Below are 15545 nucleotides of genomic sequence, written 5' to 3'. Positions count from 1 at the left end.
ACGAAATCTGTTTTTGGTATACTGAATGAGATGACATGAAGAGAGGAAGTGCAGTATGGCCAAACGCCCTTTGACCCCTCGCGAGAGTGAATTGATCGCCACGGCCTTGTTCGTCGTCGGGAACGTCCCTTACGTCGGGCACATCGACCGGCTCGAGTCGATCACGCTCCGGGATATCGCAGACGACTATTTGAGTGGAAAAAATTCCGTCGCCGACGCCGTCGAGGCGCTCGACCAATACATCTATGTCCGACGACACCGTTTCAAAAACGTCACGCCGAACAACCTTTGGACGCTTGACGATCGGACCGAGCAGGAGGCACTCCGCTATATCGTGCGTCGGCCTGAGCTGAAGAAAGGCGAGACGCTCAGCAAAAAGGATCAACCGTTCACTGTGGGCCAAGATATCGAGTTCAAGGTCGATAAACAGCTCGATCGCGGTCAGTTCCGGATTTACATCGGTAAACTGAACGGCTACACGGTGAAAGCCCAGTCGAAAGATAAAGAAAAACTCAAATCGGTCAAAGGATGGATCACCCACCTCGACCGGAAAGACCGACTCGTCTTTGTCAACATTTCCGAGTTCGGGCGCGAACCGATCGACCCGGACGCCAAAGTCCGGCTCGAGGCGATGAGCGCCGCGCTGCTCGGCTGGTTCGCCACCGCCACGTTACCAACCGAGGATGAAGCGATGACGGCCAAACAGATGATTGCCACGCTCCAACGCCGTGACCAACCGTACTGGTTCACGTTGACTGTCGCGATGAACCATCCGAAGCCCGAGCACGTCAAGCGGTGGGGCACAGTCGTCAACCTGCTCGTCAAGGCGAGCGCCGGCGACGCTTCTGCTCTTGAGACACTCGAGGCGCAAGAAGACAAGTATTTCAAAGACGCCTTCTTGCGGGCGCTTCGGGCCTTGCATAAAGAACTGACCAAAACGACATAACATGCAGGTGACCTGCCACGGGTCACCTGTTTTCGGTGTCGTGATAGAAAGGAAGAGAGCGATGCACGTACTGATTGTAGAGGACGATTTGGCTATCCTTCACCTCGTTGAGACCACGCTACAGCGAGCCGGACATACGGTGACAGCTGCCATGGATGGGGCCGACGCCGAGCGACTGTTTATGGCGAACCCTGCCGATGCCGCGATCATCGACATCTTGCTGCCCGGCCTCGACGGACGGACGCTCTGCTCACGTCTGAAGCAAATGACGGACATTCCCGTCATTTTATTGACCGCTCTCGGGGAATGGGAAGAAAAACGAAGCGGCTTCGAACACGGGGCCGATGATTATATGACAAAACCGTTCATCCCGGAAGAGCTGCTGTTCCGCCTTCAAGCCGTCGCAAAACGTTACGCCAAAAATGCGGCCACACTCGTCACAGTCGGACCGCTCAAGCTCGACTTGCGCGATTATCGCCTTGAACTGAACAGTGAGACGATCCACCTGCCGAAAAAGGAGTTCGAGCTGCTCTATCAGCTGGCGGCGTTCCCGGGCCGGGTGTTCACCCGGGATGAACTGATCGAACAAGTATGGGGCCTTGACTTTGAGGGCGATGACCGGACCATCGATGTGCACATCAAACGGCTCCGAGGCCGCTTGCATGACGACACGATCACGATTCGAACGGTTCGGGGCGTCGGCTATACGCTCGAGGTCTCGCCATGAAGACGCTCTATACCCGGATCGTCCTGACCGTGTTCATGATTTTGCTCTTGTCCGGCGCCATCGCCCTTCTCGTCAGCAATGTCGCCTATTACGTCTGGTGGCAGCCGTCCTACAGCGAAAAGACCGAACAGACGGCACAAGCCGCCCTTGACTACTTCGAGACGCATACGGACAGTGAGGCATCGGCCTTTTATCGATTGCTCGCTCAGACGGGCTATCAACTCCTCGTCGTGCGTCCTGACGGTGAGGTCGACCGCTATGGAGGTTCGTTCCGGGACGAGCAACTCGACGAAGCCGTCATCGCCTCGGTCCGGTCCGGCGAACGCTACGACGGGATGCGCGCTTATCCGTTCCACTTGTTTTGGCTCGGCTTGTTCGACAATGAAGTCGTCAACACGTATGGCTTCAGCCTGGACGGGGAAGATGCCGTCTTCATCCGCCCCGACCTTGGCGCCCAAATCCGAGAATTGCACTTGTTCGTCGGCTTGTTCTTTGCACTCCTGACCGGCCTCGCCTTCATCTTGATCGCCCTATCGACAAGCCTGATCGTCCGACCGGTGCGCACATTGACAGATGCGACCCGCTCCGTCGCATCCGGGGCCCGTCCGCTCGATCTCCCGACCGAGCGCAACGATGAGATTGGAACCCTCGCCCGTCGTTTCTCTGACATGGTCGACTCACTGGAGAAATCCGAGGGTGAACGGCGTCGCTTCGTCTCAAGCGTCTCGCACGAATTCCAAACACCGCTCACCTCAATCAAAGGCTACGCCTCGGAACTGGCCGCCCGAACCGAAGGGGACGCCTTGATGTATGCCGGGATCATTCGTGACGAGACGGATCGCCTCTCGGATTTGACAAAACAGTTGCTCCTGCTCGCCCGGCTCGACGAGTCGAACGTGTCGCTCTCCGAACAAGTTGATGTGAGCGCATCGATCGAGGACGTCATTCGTCGCCATGCGTTCCAGCTGGATGAGAAAGGGATCGCCGTCGCGACAGAGATTGACACATCGCTCGTCGTGACCGGCGACCCGCTCTTATTGGCCCAAGTCTGGACCAACTTGTTGACGAACGCGATTCACGCCTCTCATGACGGGGGGCTGATCACCATCAAAGCGTATGCAGCCGATCGTCCGACCGTCTCGATTCAAGATGCCGGCGTCGGAATGGATGAGGCGACGCAGGCACGCCTGTTCGAACGTTTCTATAAAGGAGATATCTCTCGGACCGGGCGGGGCACCGGTCTCGGACTTGCTATTGCCCAAGACATCGTCCGCCTGCATGGCGGTGAGATGACGGTCGAATCCCGTCTCGGGACAGGGAGCACCTTTTACGTCCGGTTTTAGTCCCGTTCATATTCTGTTCATATCCGTCAGTTATGCTTCCTTCATCGCTATGAAGGAGGCTTTTTTGTATGAATTTAGCATTTAAAGAAATGTGGCGGCAAAAACGAAAATTTTCATTAATTTTTGTCATCACCCTACTCATCGTCTTATTGTCGACGTTGATCACCGGGCTTGCCGATGGGCTCGCCTATGACAACGGGGCCAGTTTGCGTGAACTCGACACCGAGACGTTTCAGTTGGCTGAGGATGCGGACGGGCAACTGACCCGCTCGTTCATCGAACTGCCGACGCCAGAAACACTTACACCGCTCGGGGTCAAACCGTTGACACTCGTCGATGGGACCGTGAAACAGGACGCCACGCTATTCACGTTACCGCGGGATTCTGACATCGGACCCGCCCTCGATCTCGCCGTCGGCGAAGTCCTCGTCGATCCAAGCTTTCTCGGGGACTTTAAACTCGGGGACACGATTCAAGATTTCACGACCGGCTACTCATTCACCATCGCGGGGACGACGGACGGACGTTACAGTCATGCACCCGTCATGTGGGCATCGATGGAGACGTGGGAGGCGTTCCAAGCAGACAGCGGACAACCCGAATACGTCTCGGCCTGGCTCGGAGAAACTGAGACGTCGCTCGCAACGCTCTCCAAACAAGACGTCGTCGAGGCCGTCCCGGGCTATACAGCCGAACAAGGCACGTTCACGATGATGCGCGGCTTCTTATTGTTCATCGGTGCGTTCATCTTGACCGCATTCTTTTATATGTTGACGCTCCAGAAACTGCCAGAACTCGGAATTTTGAAAGCGATCGGGATTCGCCCTCGTGTGATCGGCACGGCGCTCGTCACGCAAGTCATGGCAACGGTGCTCGTCGCGAGCCTGTCGGCAGCCGCCTTGACGGCCCTCGTCGCCTCGTTCGTCCCAACTGATATCCCATTCCGTTTCGATGCGGGACATGTGCTGCTCTACAGTGTGATCATGTTCGGGCTCTCACTCATCGGTACGTTGTTACCGCTTTGGAAACTGCGTCACCTTGACGCCGCCGACGCTTTAGGAGGGACATTACAATGAAATTGATGAACATCAGCCACGCCTATGACGGACAATCTGTGTTGCGTGGAATCGATTTGCAGGTCGATGCCGGGGAATGTATCGGCATCATCGGACCGAGCGGCAGCGGGAAAAGTACCTTGCTCCAAATTCTCGGACTATTGAAACGACCGGTCTCGGGACAGGTCGAGCTCGAAGGACGAGACTTGCTCGGTGCCACTGAAGAAGAGCGACGCCTCTTGAGGCTGAACGAAATCGGATTTGTGTTCCAGCAAGCACATCTCGTCCCTTACTTGACGGTCCGGGAACAACTCGAGCTCGTCCAGGCCGAGAGCGAGTCGAAACAAGATCCGATTCGGCTGCTCGACGCGCTCGGTTTGGGGCATCGTCTCGACCAGTTACCAGGGCAACTGTCCGGAGGCGAACGTCAACGTGTCGCGGTCGCTCGGGCCTTGGTCAATCGCCCCCGACTGATTTTGGCCGATGAGCCGACGGCGAGCCTCGATTATGAGAATGGCCGACGGGTGATGGAGTTGCTCGTTACTGAGGCACGGATGAGTGCGCGACGGGTCATCGTTATCACCCATGACGAACGGATGCTCGACGTCTGTGACCGGGTCCTCATGCTTCAGGACGGCCTGCTCCAACCGTCGCCCCGACATCAAAACAGGGAAGACCGCGATTGAGGCGGCCTTCCCTGTTGTTTGTCAGATGACGTGCGCGTGAAGTGGCTCCTCAATCGATGCACTTACGAGTTTTCCTAAATGATGCGTCAACCAGGCGTTGAAACCGATGATGAGTGTCATGTTCCCATGCTCGTCGATTCCGGCCGAATCGACCCGGATTAGTCTTTCCTCGATATGTTGCGAGACGAGAGTGATGCGGGCGAGCGCTAGGACTGATTGGAAGACCTCGTCCGCCGATGACCCAATCGCTTGCGCCACGTCCGACACGGACAGTTCGATCGGTCGTGCCGGCTCAAGCACATAGCGGTCAATCAGCACATCGAGTACCATCGCATGCTGACGATGACCGTTGACCGGGGCACGATAGAAGGTCACCCCTTCGGCGGTCTTGTAATCCACCTGCCCCGTCAAGCACGCGTGCAGCAACTGATCCATCACCTCTCGCCCCATCGCTTCGTCTCCTCCCGCTTCACCTTGATGATTGTCTGGTTCCATCATAGCAAGACGATACTGCTCAAACGAACGGGACAATCATCGGTAAGTCCCTTGCTTAACGGCATGAACCCGCCGTCAAACTGACACTGCGCGTGAACTATCGTCACGTTTTCGGGTACAATAATGGAGAAAGGAGCGGTTCAGATGCAGAAGAGATGGAAAGTTGGACTTGCAACACTATTCACCGGCTACTATGCCATCAGTTATTATGCGTTCAAGCGCATGACGCGAGGCAAACGCAAGACACCAGAGATGCTCTTGGCCCCGTATACGAAAGAAGATCAATCGTTTTATCATGACGTGCCGTTCGAGCACGTCTCGCTCCGTTCTCAGGATGGCTATCGGCTGTATGGACGCGTCTACCGCAATGAAGGGTCGACGAAATGGATCGTGTTCGTTCACGGCTATACCGCCTCTCACAGTTTCATGGCCCCACATTTGGCGATGTTCCATCGCCTCGGGTACAACCTCCTCGCTGTCGACTTGAGATCGCACGGTGAGTCCGAGGGCGTATACGCCTCTTATGGTTACCACGAAAAGCATGACATCACCGATTGGGTCGACTGGTTGCGGGCCAATGAAGTGGTCACGGAAGTCGGATTGCACGGTGTCTCGATGGGAGCTGCCTCGATCTTACAGGCCGGACCGTTAACCGACGTCGACTTCTTGATCGCCGAATGTCCGTTTGACGACATGAGACAGCTCATGCGCCATCAGTTGAACGTGTTACACCGGTTGCCCGGGGACCTGCTCTTGCCAGGGATCAACTATTTCTTGTGGACGCGGGCCGGTTTCCGGATGCATCAAGTCCGGCCCAAATACGACCTCGCCGCGATTGACGCGCCCGTCTTGTTCATCCACGGGACGAAAGATGATTTCGTGCCGACGTGGATGTCGGTCGAGATGAACGCGCTCAACCGGCAAAATGAGTTAGCCCTCATCCATGGGGCTGAGCACACAAACTGTATCTTGAAAGATCAACCCGCCTATGAGGCGGCCGTCAGTCAGTTTCTGAATCGACGACGTGAATCGGTCCAGCGATAAGGTCGAGCAAGGCATGGACGACCATCACTGGCCATAATACCCCCATCGCCAAGTACAAATAGCCGAGTCCCCAGCCGACGATCCCGGTGACCAGAACGCCCCTGACGCCTTGATAAGCATGGGCCAACCCGAACAAGGCGCCGCCGATGAAGGCGAGTGTCAAGGATGAGACGTCAAGATAGAGACTGACGGTGTAGAGGAGCACACCACGGAATATGAATTCCTCGGTCACACCTGCCGTCCACGAGACAGCGCTCCACGCCTTCGCCTCAATATCCGTCCGCGGCAAGAGCAACCGCTCGATTTCGAGCTCATAGTACGGTCGTAACCGCCGCCGTAACCGAGACGAGGTTTTGACGAGCAAGTAAAACGCCAGCAGCACGGAGATGAGGATGGTCGTGAAAAAGAAAAACTTCCAAGCGGACATGTCCCTTTCGACCGGGGCGAATCCGAGACCGACCATGTCTGGCGGGACGCCGAACAAGAAGACGAGGGCGAGCAAAAGCAGACTGAGCCCCCACGACGACTTGACTGTCTGTTCATAGACACGTCCACGACCGAGCGTTTCGATCATCGGCTTCATCAACCGGGCGTTGAACAATTGAACGATCAACAAATACATGAGAATGATGGTAAAGACGGCCTGTTCGAGCATCTATATCCACTCCTGTTCTTCCTGTTAGCTATATGCTACACTATTCGGGTATTGTCTAGAAAGCTAGGAGGCGGAATCTTGAAACGATTGATTTTGCGACTGACCGGTCTCATGCTTGTGATCGTGCTGTGCCTCGGCGCAATCGGCTGGTTTGGTCAACATGATAAAGTGAACAACGCCCTGTACCGGGCCTATTACGGGGACCATGGCGTCCCGTCCGTCCATCGCGATGTGTATGAGGATGCCGCGGCCACGTATGACGTCGATTGGCGCTTACTTGCCGCCGTCCATCGCGTCGAGACGATTTTCTCCCACAGTTCATCGATGCGTTCATCGGTCGGGGCGATCGGACCGTTCCAATTCATGCCGCGGACGTGGCTCGGTTGGCAATATGACACGGACGATCAAAAAGGCGATGTCCCTGAGGACGAAGTCGATTTGACGGATCTCGCGCTCATCGAACAGTACGGCGGTCTCGGACGCGATGGCAACAATGATGGCAAAGCCGACCCGCACAGTCTTGTCGACTCGGCCCATACGGCCGCTTACTATTTGAGCGAGCACGGCGGGACGAAGGCAGACACGACGGACTCGATTCGAAACGCCATCTTCGAGTACAATCGCAGTGAACAGTATGTCAATGATGTGATGTCGTTTTATGAGTCATATCAAACCGATGTGTCTTATTTACCGGATGACAAGGCGTCGGCAACCCAAAGTGTCGCGCGCTACACAATCCGCTACTTGGAATGGTTCGCAGGCTGGGTCTGACCCGGCACTATTTGATTAAAAGTGAGGAAACCTTATGAACACCCATATCGAGGAAGTGACGATTCGTGTCAAGTCGGTCTTCAATGAGGACAAGACGAAGCGCTACTTGCGTTCGTACGAATTCACAGATGTCGTCGACGGCGTCATCTGTGCCGTCATCATCTACTCGCCCCGGATGAGCGATGCTTTCTTGTCCGGTACGACAACGCAGCGGGCGTATATGCTCATGCGGAACCATCTCGATCAACCGATCCGTGAGATGCGCGTCATCAGCCTCGTCCCGACACTCGCCATCAATGACAATCTGCCGTACGTCGAATCGCAACTCGACGAAGTCAACTTTCATTACGTCGAGGAAACGCTCGACGAGGTCGAGGCGAGCGGAGGTATGATTATCGTCGGCTGGGGCTCTCCGGGACGCTTGATGCATCATGCCACCCCGTATAAGGCGCTCTTTGCCGATCATGAGGCGCATATGTTCTGTATCGGCACGACTTCCAAAGGCGAGCCGCAACAGATTCGTATGGCCAACGAGAACACCGTGCTCGAGGCGTTCAATAACGAATCGATCAAACCGAAATTTAGAATCGTAAAAGAGACGAAACAAGACGACTCCGAGTGAGTCGTCTTGTTTCGTTTATATGCCAATCCATACGCTCACTCCAAACAATAGGAGCAAAAGCGACGCCAACAGAAAGTCGTTCCTGGTGACGGGCACAACCTCGTACGTCGCTCGAGGTTCCCCCGTAAACCCACGTGCTTCCATCGAGAACGCGATTCGTTCCGCTTGGCGGATCGATCCAGCAAGAAGCGGAACGATTAATTTGGGGACGTGGCGGATGTGATCGAGTCTCGTCTCCAAACGTACGCCTCGTAGCGCATGCGTTTCATATAGTTGCATCAGTTCTTTTTTTAGAATCGGAAAGAAACGAAAACCGACGAAGACACTATATGCGATTTTTGGTGACAGCTTTCCTTGTTGCATCAAACTGTAGACGAACCGTTTCGGGTCCGTCGTCAGCGTGAACAGAAGCGACAAGGCTGTGAATGCCAACACACGTAAGGAGAGCGTCGCTGCTAGCATCACATTCTCGTCGGTGACGTCGTTGCCGAACAGCTTGAACACGACATCTCCGCTTGATTGCTTTCCAAAGACGAGCGTCGTCCACAATGTCCCGAGCGCGGTCAATAAAAATGGGATCATGAACAACCCCCATCTTCTCCAGCTCACAGCAGAGAATAGCGTTTGAAGTGTAACTGTACCGAGAAAAACAGCAAGCGGAGTCCAAGGGTTATACATGAAGGCGAGACCGAACATGAGACATGCCACGGTCAGAAATTTAATCGTCGGGTTCATCTCATGAAATGTCATCGCGATTCCTCCATCAATAAGCCGTAGGTGCGTAGTAATTCTTTTTCATCCCAGAGTGAAGCGTCATATGGCCCACTCAAGTCGCCGTCACACATCAAATAATATGTGTTCGCAATCCGCGCGAAGCTGAGGTCGTGCGTCACAAACAAAATCGTCTGGCCGGATCGTGTTCGTTCGACCATTAAGTCATAGAGCGCACGAAGCGATACCTCGTCTTGTCCGGCAGTCGGTTCATCAAACGCAATCAGTTGTTTATTAGACAGCATCATCACTCCGATGGCGAGCCTTCGTTTTTGACCGTGACTAAGGGAGAGTGGATGGTGGTCACGCACTGATTCGAGCCCGAGCCGCGTTAAGACGTCCTCAATCGGGCGATTATGGCCATATGCGAGTTCTCGGGTCACATCATTCGTAACGAATAGATGCGCCGGTGATTGCGGGACGAGGCCGACTTCACGATGTTTCCGGGCTAGGCTTCGCAGCCATGTCGACTTTCCGCTACCATTTCGACCGAGCACCGCAATGAGATCACCCTCAGTGACCTTTAACTCGCTCGCTGCTAATTGAAATGTTTTTCGTTTTAAATCCGGTATGTGAAATAACATTTCCTTTCCTCGTTCAACTTTAATTGGAGAGAACGCATAATCTGGTCGGACGATGAACGGTCCATCATAGTCGATGCGCCCACTCACGAGCTTTATTTGTCGGTCAAAAAAATCACCCCATATGTATGGCCGATGCTCGATGACGACAACGTTTACGGTCTGTGCGACGCCGTCGAGCCAACGAACGAAATGATGGGCGGTCTCAGGATCGAGGTGAGCGAGCGGCTCATCGAGGAGGAGCCACTCGGGACGGCCAATCAAGGCACAAGCGACGGCAATTTGCTGCTTCTCACCCCCCGATAGGTCATGAATGGTACGGTGACGATAATCGGTCAAATGCAACGCCTCTAACATTGTGGTGACACGGGCCATCATCTCGTATCTCGCGACGGCAAAGTTTTCGAGCGTGAAAATCAATTCTTCTTCGACCGTCTGCATGACGAACTGACTGTCCGGGTCCTGAAAGACCGTTCCGACGCGCCGGTTCACTTCGCCAGCTTCATACGTATCATAAGAGCGATCGAACAAGTGCAATCTGCCCGTCACGATGCCATCACAATTGTCCGGATAGAGACGATTCATCAAAGCGAGCAATGTTGATTTTCCCGAACCACTTGCCCCTGTAATGACCGTTCTCCCTTTTGTTAGACGTAGTGTGATATCCGTCAAGACATCGCATTTCTTGTTCGGATAACGAAATGTCAGATGTTCTGCCTCAACCATGCATACGGTCCTGTCGCGCGAGAGCATACCCATCAAGCGCGCCCGCCCGAAGCAACAAGTCGCTCAAAATCTTACCGCCCAGACCAGCAATCAACATCCCGCTCGTTGCGCGTAAAGCGAACATCGTAGCCACATATGTCGGACTGAGGGCATTGAGCCCTCCCATGACGTACGTATATGCGAAACTTGTCACAGCAGCACTGAATCCGGCGAGCATGAGCACCCAAAGATCATAGCGTTTATAACCCGTCAAAGCGAACGCCGCTTCGGCGCCGATCCCTTGAACGATCCCGACTAAAATGATGCGCGGTCCGATGGCGTTGCCAATCATCATCTCAATCGTCGCCGCAAGCACTTCGGACAAGAATGCAGCCCCAGGCTTGCGAATGATATAAGCTGCGATAATCGAGACGATGAACCATATCCCAAAAATCCATTCGTAGGCGATTGGTCCAATCAGACCGGCCCACAAGTTCCCAGCATGGACGAACGCCAAATAGACCACCGCGAACACGACCGATAAAATCGACAACAAGACGATCTCTTTTAACTTCCACGATTTAAGCATCCATACGTCCCTCGTGTGACGGACTGTTCACGCTGAACGTCACCGTCATGACGACGTGGCTTGTCTTCTGTCGGACGCGATCAAACGTCGCCTCATAGAAAGCGAACACCGGCTCGATGTCCCCATGTATACCTGAGGCGTAATGCATCGAGTCATTGAAGACACCTCGCTCTTTCGCAAAAGCGATTTCTTCGTAGATGATGTCCATATAGTCGTCATCACCGAGCGGATAGAGCGCGAACTGTGAGGAGACATATTGCGGACCGACGGGACCATTAAGCGGTTCGCTCGACACAACGAGCACTTCATCTCCGGCCGTATCCCCTGGACACCCGACCGAGAACGTCCCGCTCATCGACACATGTTCCCCTGTCTTTGTCGCGTGTGACAGCACGGCCTTAGCCACATCGAATACATGCTCACTTCGTCCACGGATGACCGTCGACACGTCATCGGTATGTCGCCAGACGTATTGTAAATCCGTCTCCTTCAACGCCCCTTTGATGATGCTCACGAAATCAGTCGTCATCGGGCTCAGTGTAAAGCGGAACCCGACGATCGGGCTCGTTCCACATTGTTTGTTCATGTTCTATTCCCCCTTATTATGTGTACACAAAAAAGCCGCATCCATGAGAATGCGGCCACTCGTCCAATTTTAATCCATTAGAAAAAGTGCCACACTTCCTCACGCCGGTATTACCCGGATCGAGTCATAAGGGATTGGAGCCATGCTCACATCTCAGCCGAAGCACCCCTAGTGTAGTCCAATGTATGCGGTTGTTCATGCAAGAATCAGTATAGACGACCGCTTTCATTTTGTAAACGGTCTTATGAGAACGTGACGACCTCGTTCCCCGGAAGTGTGTCCCGGAGCGTCGACCAATCCAGCGCCATCTCCTCATCTGTCAGCAGACAGTGATCGAGCTCTTGTTCGATGATGGCTCGATCCATCCGCTGCCCGATCAAGACGAGCTCCGTCTGTCGGTCACCGTACGGTTCGACATAGTCGGCGGCGAGTTCCGGTTCGGCCGCGAACATGTGACGACGCTCATCTTCCGGAAGCGTCGCGAGCCAGCGCCCGGCATGTTCGAGCGTCGAGGCGTAGCCCGCTTGTGAAAACAGACAGGCGAGGTCGTTCCGGGAAGCAATCCATAAGAACCCTTTCGCGCGGACGATTTCTTCCGGAAACGCCTCGATCCAGGCATGGAGACGCTCCGGGTGGAACGGCCGACGCCGACGATAGACGAATGAACTGATGTCGTATTCTTCCGTCTCCGGCGTGTGCACATCTGTCTCAAGTTCTTGAATCCACCCGGCCGCATGCATCGCCTGTTCGAAATCGAACAAATTGACATCCAACAGCTCGGTCAATTCCACGTTCGCATGGACAGACGTCAACAGCTTCGCGGTTGGGTTGAGCGCCTTAAACAGTCCGGTCATCTCGCCGAGTTCGGTCTCGGTCACGCGATCCGCCTTGTTCAAGACGATGATATCGGCGAATTCGACTTGGTCGACGAGCAGGTCGACGACTTCGCGGACGTCCGTCGCCTCAATCGCCTGCTTGCGTTCATGGAGCGACTCGCCCGATTTGAAATCTTTTAAGAACCGAAACGCATCGACGACGGTCACCATCGCATCGATATAGACTCGGCTCGTCAAATCGATGCCGAGGGCGTCATCGGCATATGTAAACGTTTGGGCGACCGGGATCGGCTCTGAGATACCGGACGACTCGATGATGATTCCGTCGAGGTCCCGGTCGTTCGCAAGCTCTGCTACCGCCTCGAGCAGGTCCTCACGGAGCGTGCAACAGATGCAGCCGTTCGATAGTTCGACCAACTTTTCGTCCGTCCTTGAAAAACCGCCCTGTTCAATCAATCGCTCATCGATATTCAACTCGCTCATGTCGTTGACGATGACGGCGTATTTCTTGCCCGTCCGATTGTTCAATATGTGGTTCAATAGTGTCGTCTTACCGCTTCCTAAATAACCGGACAGCACGGTGATCGGGATTCGTCTCATTCTACCCACTCCTAAATCGTAATGATTACTTTTTAGATGATGACGGGTCGGTGACGTCTTGTCAAGAAAAAAACACGCCCGTTTCCGGACGTGTTCTCCTGCCTATTCTTCTAACGCCTTGCGTTCGGCCTCTGAGCGTGGATAGGCGTTCGCCTGCCACTCGGCTCGATAAATCGAGTCGAGCTGGGTCAGACCGACCTCATCCGCGTCCTTATCGGCATCCACACTCGGCGTCTCATCCCACCGCGGATTCAAATACGTATGATCGTCTTCCCGGTTCGCTTCCAACAGCTTTTGAATCCCGACCCGGGCGACCGCCGCGAGCGCCAAACCGATTCCCGCACGAACGAGCAATCGTTTTACCATCTTCGTACCTCCTTATCGACCAAACCGATAGAGCGGCATCCCTTTCACATCTGTATCAATTTTAAAGACCGAACCTGCGTCCGGATGGGCCTCGAGCGCCGCGTCATCCATTCCTTCGCGCGCCGTCGTGATGGCAAGTTGTTTCAAGTCATCACCGACGAAACAGCATGACGTGACGTTCGGGGCCGGCACGAGCACCTCGAGCACTTTTTCACCCGTCTTCGGGTTCCAGCGCGAGACGCGTCCGCCCGCGAAGTGGGCAATCCATAAAAAGCCGTCTTCATCGGATGTCATACCGTCCGGGAATCCTTCCTCATCTTTGAAATCGATGACGACTTCCCCATCCCCGAGTGTTCCTGTTTTCAAGTCGTACGGGTATTTGCGGACCGTCTCGGTCGGTGTATCGATATGGTAGAACGTCGAGTGGTCCGGAGACCATGTCAGACCGTTCGACAGCGTCAGTTCACTGAGCATGACCTCGGTCGTGCCGTCACGGTTCAAGCGATAGAGCGTCGCCTCGTTCTCCTCGTCGTTGAGATGAAGCGTCCCGGCAAAGATTCGTCCGTACGGGTCGGCCTTTCCGTCGTTGAAGCGAAGATCACCTTCCGGGTCATCGAGTTCGACGAGTTTATCGAGTCGCTTCGATCCCTCGTCCCATTCATAGATGCCGTCTTTCAAGCCGACGACGACGCCGTCTGTCACTTTCGGGACCGCAAACCCGATCTGTTGTCCCATATCGAACGATGACAGCTCGTCTTCCTTTTCGTCGTACCACCAAAGTGTGTGTCCTTCGATGTCGACCCAATAGAACCGTTTCAGTTCAGCATCCCAACATGGGCCTTCCCCAAGTGTATTTCTGACTCGAATCCATAACGCCGCGTTTACTGTCTCCATTGAATTGCCTCCACTCTCTACATTGATTTCAACTGACTATTCCCTGAGCGGATGAGGTCTATTCAAGATTTTTCAAAATCGTTCCGCAGAGTCGTGGGCGATGTCCGTTTTTTCCTTCGTCGGAGCGGCTCTATGAAAAAAAAAACTCCTTGAATCATTCGATTCAAGGAGTCCACTTATTTCGCACCTTCGACGTTCATATGTTTACTGCGCAACTGGCCGCATGCCGCATCGATGTCAGTCCCATGCTCAAGGCGGACACCGGTGTTGATGCCACGCTTCTTCAAGACATCATAGAACGCCATGATGTCCTCCGAGGTACTGCGCTCGTATTGGATATGCTCGTTGACCGGGTTATACGGGATCAAGTTGACGTACGACTTGTCCTTAATATCGTCGATGAGCGCCGCCAATTCCTCGGCGTGCTCCGGTAAATCGTTCACTTTCGACAGGAGAATATATTCGAACGTGATTCGTTTGTTCGTCTTCTCGACGTAATACCGGATGGCCGGCATGAGCTTGTCGAGCGGGAACGCCCGGTTGATTTTCATGATTTGCGTCCGCAGCGCGTCGTTCGGCGCATGGAGCGACAACGCCAAGTTGATGCGCAAATCGAGGTCCGCGAACTTGTAAATCTTGTCGGCGAGTCCGCTCGTCGAGACGTTGATTTTACGCGGCGCGATCGCGAGACCGCGCTCGTCCTTGACGACACGCAGGAAGTCGACCAAGTTGTCAAAGTTATCGAACGGTTCGCCGATCCCCATGACGACGATATGGCTGACCCGGGCCCCTTCGCCGACTTCGTCCAAGTAGTGTTGAACGGTCATGATTTGTTCGACGACTTCGCCCGCCGTCAAATCACGTGTCTTCTTCAAGAGACCGCTCGCACAGAAGCTGCAGCCGATATTGCACCCGACCTGCGTTGTCACACAGACCGAACGGCCGTACTTATGTCGCATGAGCACAGTCTCGATATAGTGCCCGTCGTGTAGTTTAAGTAAAAATTTGACCGTCCCGTCGCCCGCCTCTTGTTTGACGAACAGGTCTTGCGTCGAGATGACGTATTCGGCGGCGAGCGCCTCAAGCACCTCGGCCCGTACCGAGATGTCCTCGATTTGTTTCACTCGATCGATGTAGAGCGAGTCCCAGATTTGTCTCGCATGGAAGGCGCTGTATCCCCAAGAGACACACACTTCTGTCAGCTGATCGAACGTCAGCCCGTATATAGATGGTTTCATTGCTATCTGTCCTTTCTTCAATCCGCATACGTACC

At 54.4% G+C, this 15545-nt stretch carries 18 protein-coding genes and 1 riboswitch; of the genes, 8 read left to right on the top strand and 10 right to left on the bottom strand.

What is annotated here, in order from left to right; translation table 11 throughout:
• Positions 1-55 precede the first annotated feature (55 nt).
• The 5 genes from FED52_RS06810 to FED52_RS06790 all read left to right on the top strand — a co-directional run bounded on the left by FED52_RS06810 (position 56) and on the right by FED52_RS06790 (position 4757).
• Entirely contained in the window at positions 56-946 is an 891-nt protein-coding gene (locus FED52_RS06810; protein WP_138859382.1) for a hypothetical protein, read from the top strand.
• A gap of 61 nt (positions 947-1007) precedes the next feature.
• The gene (locus FED52_RS06805; protein WP_138859381.1) at positions 1008-1673 is read left to right on the top strand and encodes a response regulator transcription factor; all 666 of its coding nucleotides are present in this window, start codon (positions 1008-1010) and stop codon (positions 1671-1673) included.
• Positions 1670-3016 carry a sensor histidine kinase gene (locus tag FED52_RS06800; RefSeq protein ID WP_138859380.1) on the top strand — a complete coding sequence of 449 codons (1347 nt, stop codon included), beginning with the start codon at positions 1670-1672 and terminating at the stop codon, positions 3014-3016. The genes FED52_RS06805 and FED52_RS06800 overlap by 4 nt, the downstream gene beginning before the upstream one ends.
• Positions 3017-3084: 68 nt before the next feature.
• Positions 3085-4092 (top strand): ABC transporter permease, encoded by a 1008-nt coding sequence (locus FED52_RS06795; protein WP_138859379.1) that lies wholly within the window; start codon positions 3085-3087, stop codon positions 4090-4092.
• Positions 4089-4757, top strand: coding sequence for an ABC transporter ATP-binding protein (locus FED52_RS06790; protein WP_138859378.1), 669 nt, complete (start codon positions 4089-4091; stop codon positions 4755-4757). The genes FED52_RS06795 and FED52_RS06790 overlap by 4 nt, the downstream gene beginning before the upstream one ends.
• A gap of 21 nt (positions 4758-4778) precedes the next feature.
• Here the strand turns inward: FED52_RS06790 and FED52_RS06785 are convergent, their stop codons facing one another.
• Entirely contained in the window at positions 4779-5207 is a 429-nt protein-coding gene (locus tag FED52_RS06785; protein ID WP_034777688.1) for a hypothetical protein, read from the bottom strand.
• 189 nt (positions 5208-5396) lie between these two features.
• On the opposite strand from FED52_RS06785, the gene FED52_RS06780 reads away from it, so the two are divergent.
• Complete coding sequence (locus FED52_RS06780) at positions 5397-6296, top strand: alpha/beta hydrolase (protein WP_034777690.1); 900 nt, start codon at positions 5397-5399, stop codon at positions 6294-6296.
• On the opposite strand, the gene FED52_RS06775 is transcribed toward FED52_RS06780, so the two are convergent.
• A complete protein-coding gene (locus FED52_RS06775; RefSeq protein WP_138859377.1) occupies positions 6253-6951 on the bottom strand; it encodes a CPBP family intramembrane glutamic endopeptidase in 699 nt (232 codons plus the stop codon). The genes FED52_RS06780 and FED52_RS06775 overlap by 44 nt on opposite strands.
• A gap of 78 nt (positions 6952-7029) precedes the next feature.
• Between FED52_RS06775 and FED52_RS06770 the strand changes: the two genes are divergently transcribed.
• Both FED52_RS06770 and FED52_RS06765 read left to right on the top strand, forming a co-directional pair.
• Positions 7030-7722, top strand: a complete 693-nt coding sequence (locus FED52_RS06770) for a lytic transglycosylase domain-containing protein (RefSeq protein ID WP_233004295.1) — start codon at positions 7030-7032, stop codon at positions 7720-7722.
• Between the two features lie 34 nt (positions 7723-7756).
• On the top strand, positions 7757-8344 hold the full coding sequence (locus FED52_RS06765) for a DUF1643 domain-containing protein (protein WP_034777694.1): 588 nt from the start codon (positions 7757-7759) through the stop codon (positions 8342-8344).
• A 15-nt stretch (positions 8345-8359) separates the two neighbouring features.
• Here the strand turns inward: FED52_RS06765 and FED52_RS06760 are convergent, their stop codons facing one another.
• From FED52_RS06760 to rlmN, 8 genes are all read right to left on the bottom strand, one after another.
• Positions 8360-9094, bottom strand: a complete 735-nt coding sequence (locus FED52_RS06760) for an energy-coupling factor transporter transmembrane component T family protein (protein ID WP_138859376.1) — start codon at positions 9092-9094, stop codon at positions 8360-8362.
• On the bottom strand, positions 9091-10422 hold the full coding sequence (locus FED52_RS06755; RefSeq protein WP_167491784.1) for an ABC transporter ATP-binding protein: 1332 nt from the start codon (positions 10420-10422) through the stop codon (positions 9091-9093). Before FED52_RS06755 ends, FED52_RS06760 begins: the two co-directional genes overlap by 4 nt.
• Positions 10415-10990, bottom strand: coding sequence for an ECF transporter S component (locus FED52_RS06750; protein ID WP_138859374.1), 576 nt, complete (start codon positions 10988-10990; stop codon positions 10415-10417). Before FED52_RS06750 ends, FED52_RS06755 begins: the two co-directional genes overlap by 8 nt.
• Positions 10983-11576 carry a YkoF family thiamine/hydroxymethylpyrimidine-binding protein gene (locus FED52_RS06745; RefSeq protein WP_138859373.1) on the bottom strand — a complete coding sequence of 198 codons (594 nt, stop codon included), beginning with the start codon at positions 11574-11576 and terminating at the stop codon, positions 10983-10985. The genes FED52_RS06750 and FED52_RS06745 overlap by 8 nt, the downstream gene beginning before the upstream one ends.
• A gap of 79 nt (positions 11577-11655) precedes the next feature.
• Positions 11656-11756: riboswitch (TPP riboswitch) on the bottom strand.
• A gap of 62 nt (positions 11757-11818) precedes the next feature.
• On the bottom strand, positions 11819-13012 hold the full coding sequence (locus FED52_RS06740; RefSeq protein ID WP_138859372.1) for a GTP-binding protein: 1194 nt from the start codon (positions 13010-13012) through the stop codon (positions 11819-11821).
• Between the two features lie 102 nt (positions 13013-13114).
• On the bottom strand, positions 13115-13378 hold the full coding sequence (locus FED52_RS06735) for a hypothetical protein (protein ID WP_034777704.1): 264 nt from the start codon (positions 13376-13378) through the stop codon (positions 13115-13117).
• 12 nt (positions 13379-13390) lie between these two features.
• Positions 13391-14272 carry an SMP-30/gluconolactonase/LRE family protein gene (locus FED52_RS06730; RefSeq protein ID WP_138859371.1) on the bottom strand — a complete coding sequence of 294 codons (882 nt, stop codon included), beginning with the start codon at positions 14270-14272 and terminating at the stop codon, positions 13391-13393.
• A gap of 176 nt (positions 14273-14448) precedes the next feature.
• Positions 14449-15510: a dual-specificity RNA methyltransferase RlmN gene (gene rlmN, locus FED52_RS06725; RefSeq protein WP_138859370.1), complete on the bottom strand. Its 1062-nt coding sequence runs from the start codon at positions 15508-15510 to the stop codon at positions 14449-14451.
• Positions 15511-15545: the final 35 nt, after the last annotated feature.

The sequence above is a fragment of the Exiguobacterium mexicanum genome, from assembly GCF_005960665.1.
Classification (GTDB): Bacteria; Bacillota; Bacilli; order Exiguobacteriales; family Exiguobacteriaceae; genus Exiguobacterium; species Exiguobacterium mexicanum_A.
This window is presented reverse-complemented; position numbering and strand designations above follow the sequence as displayed.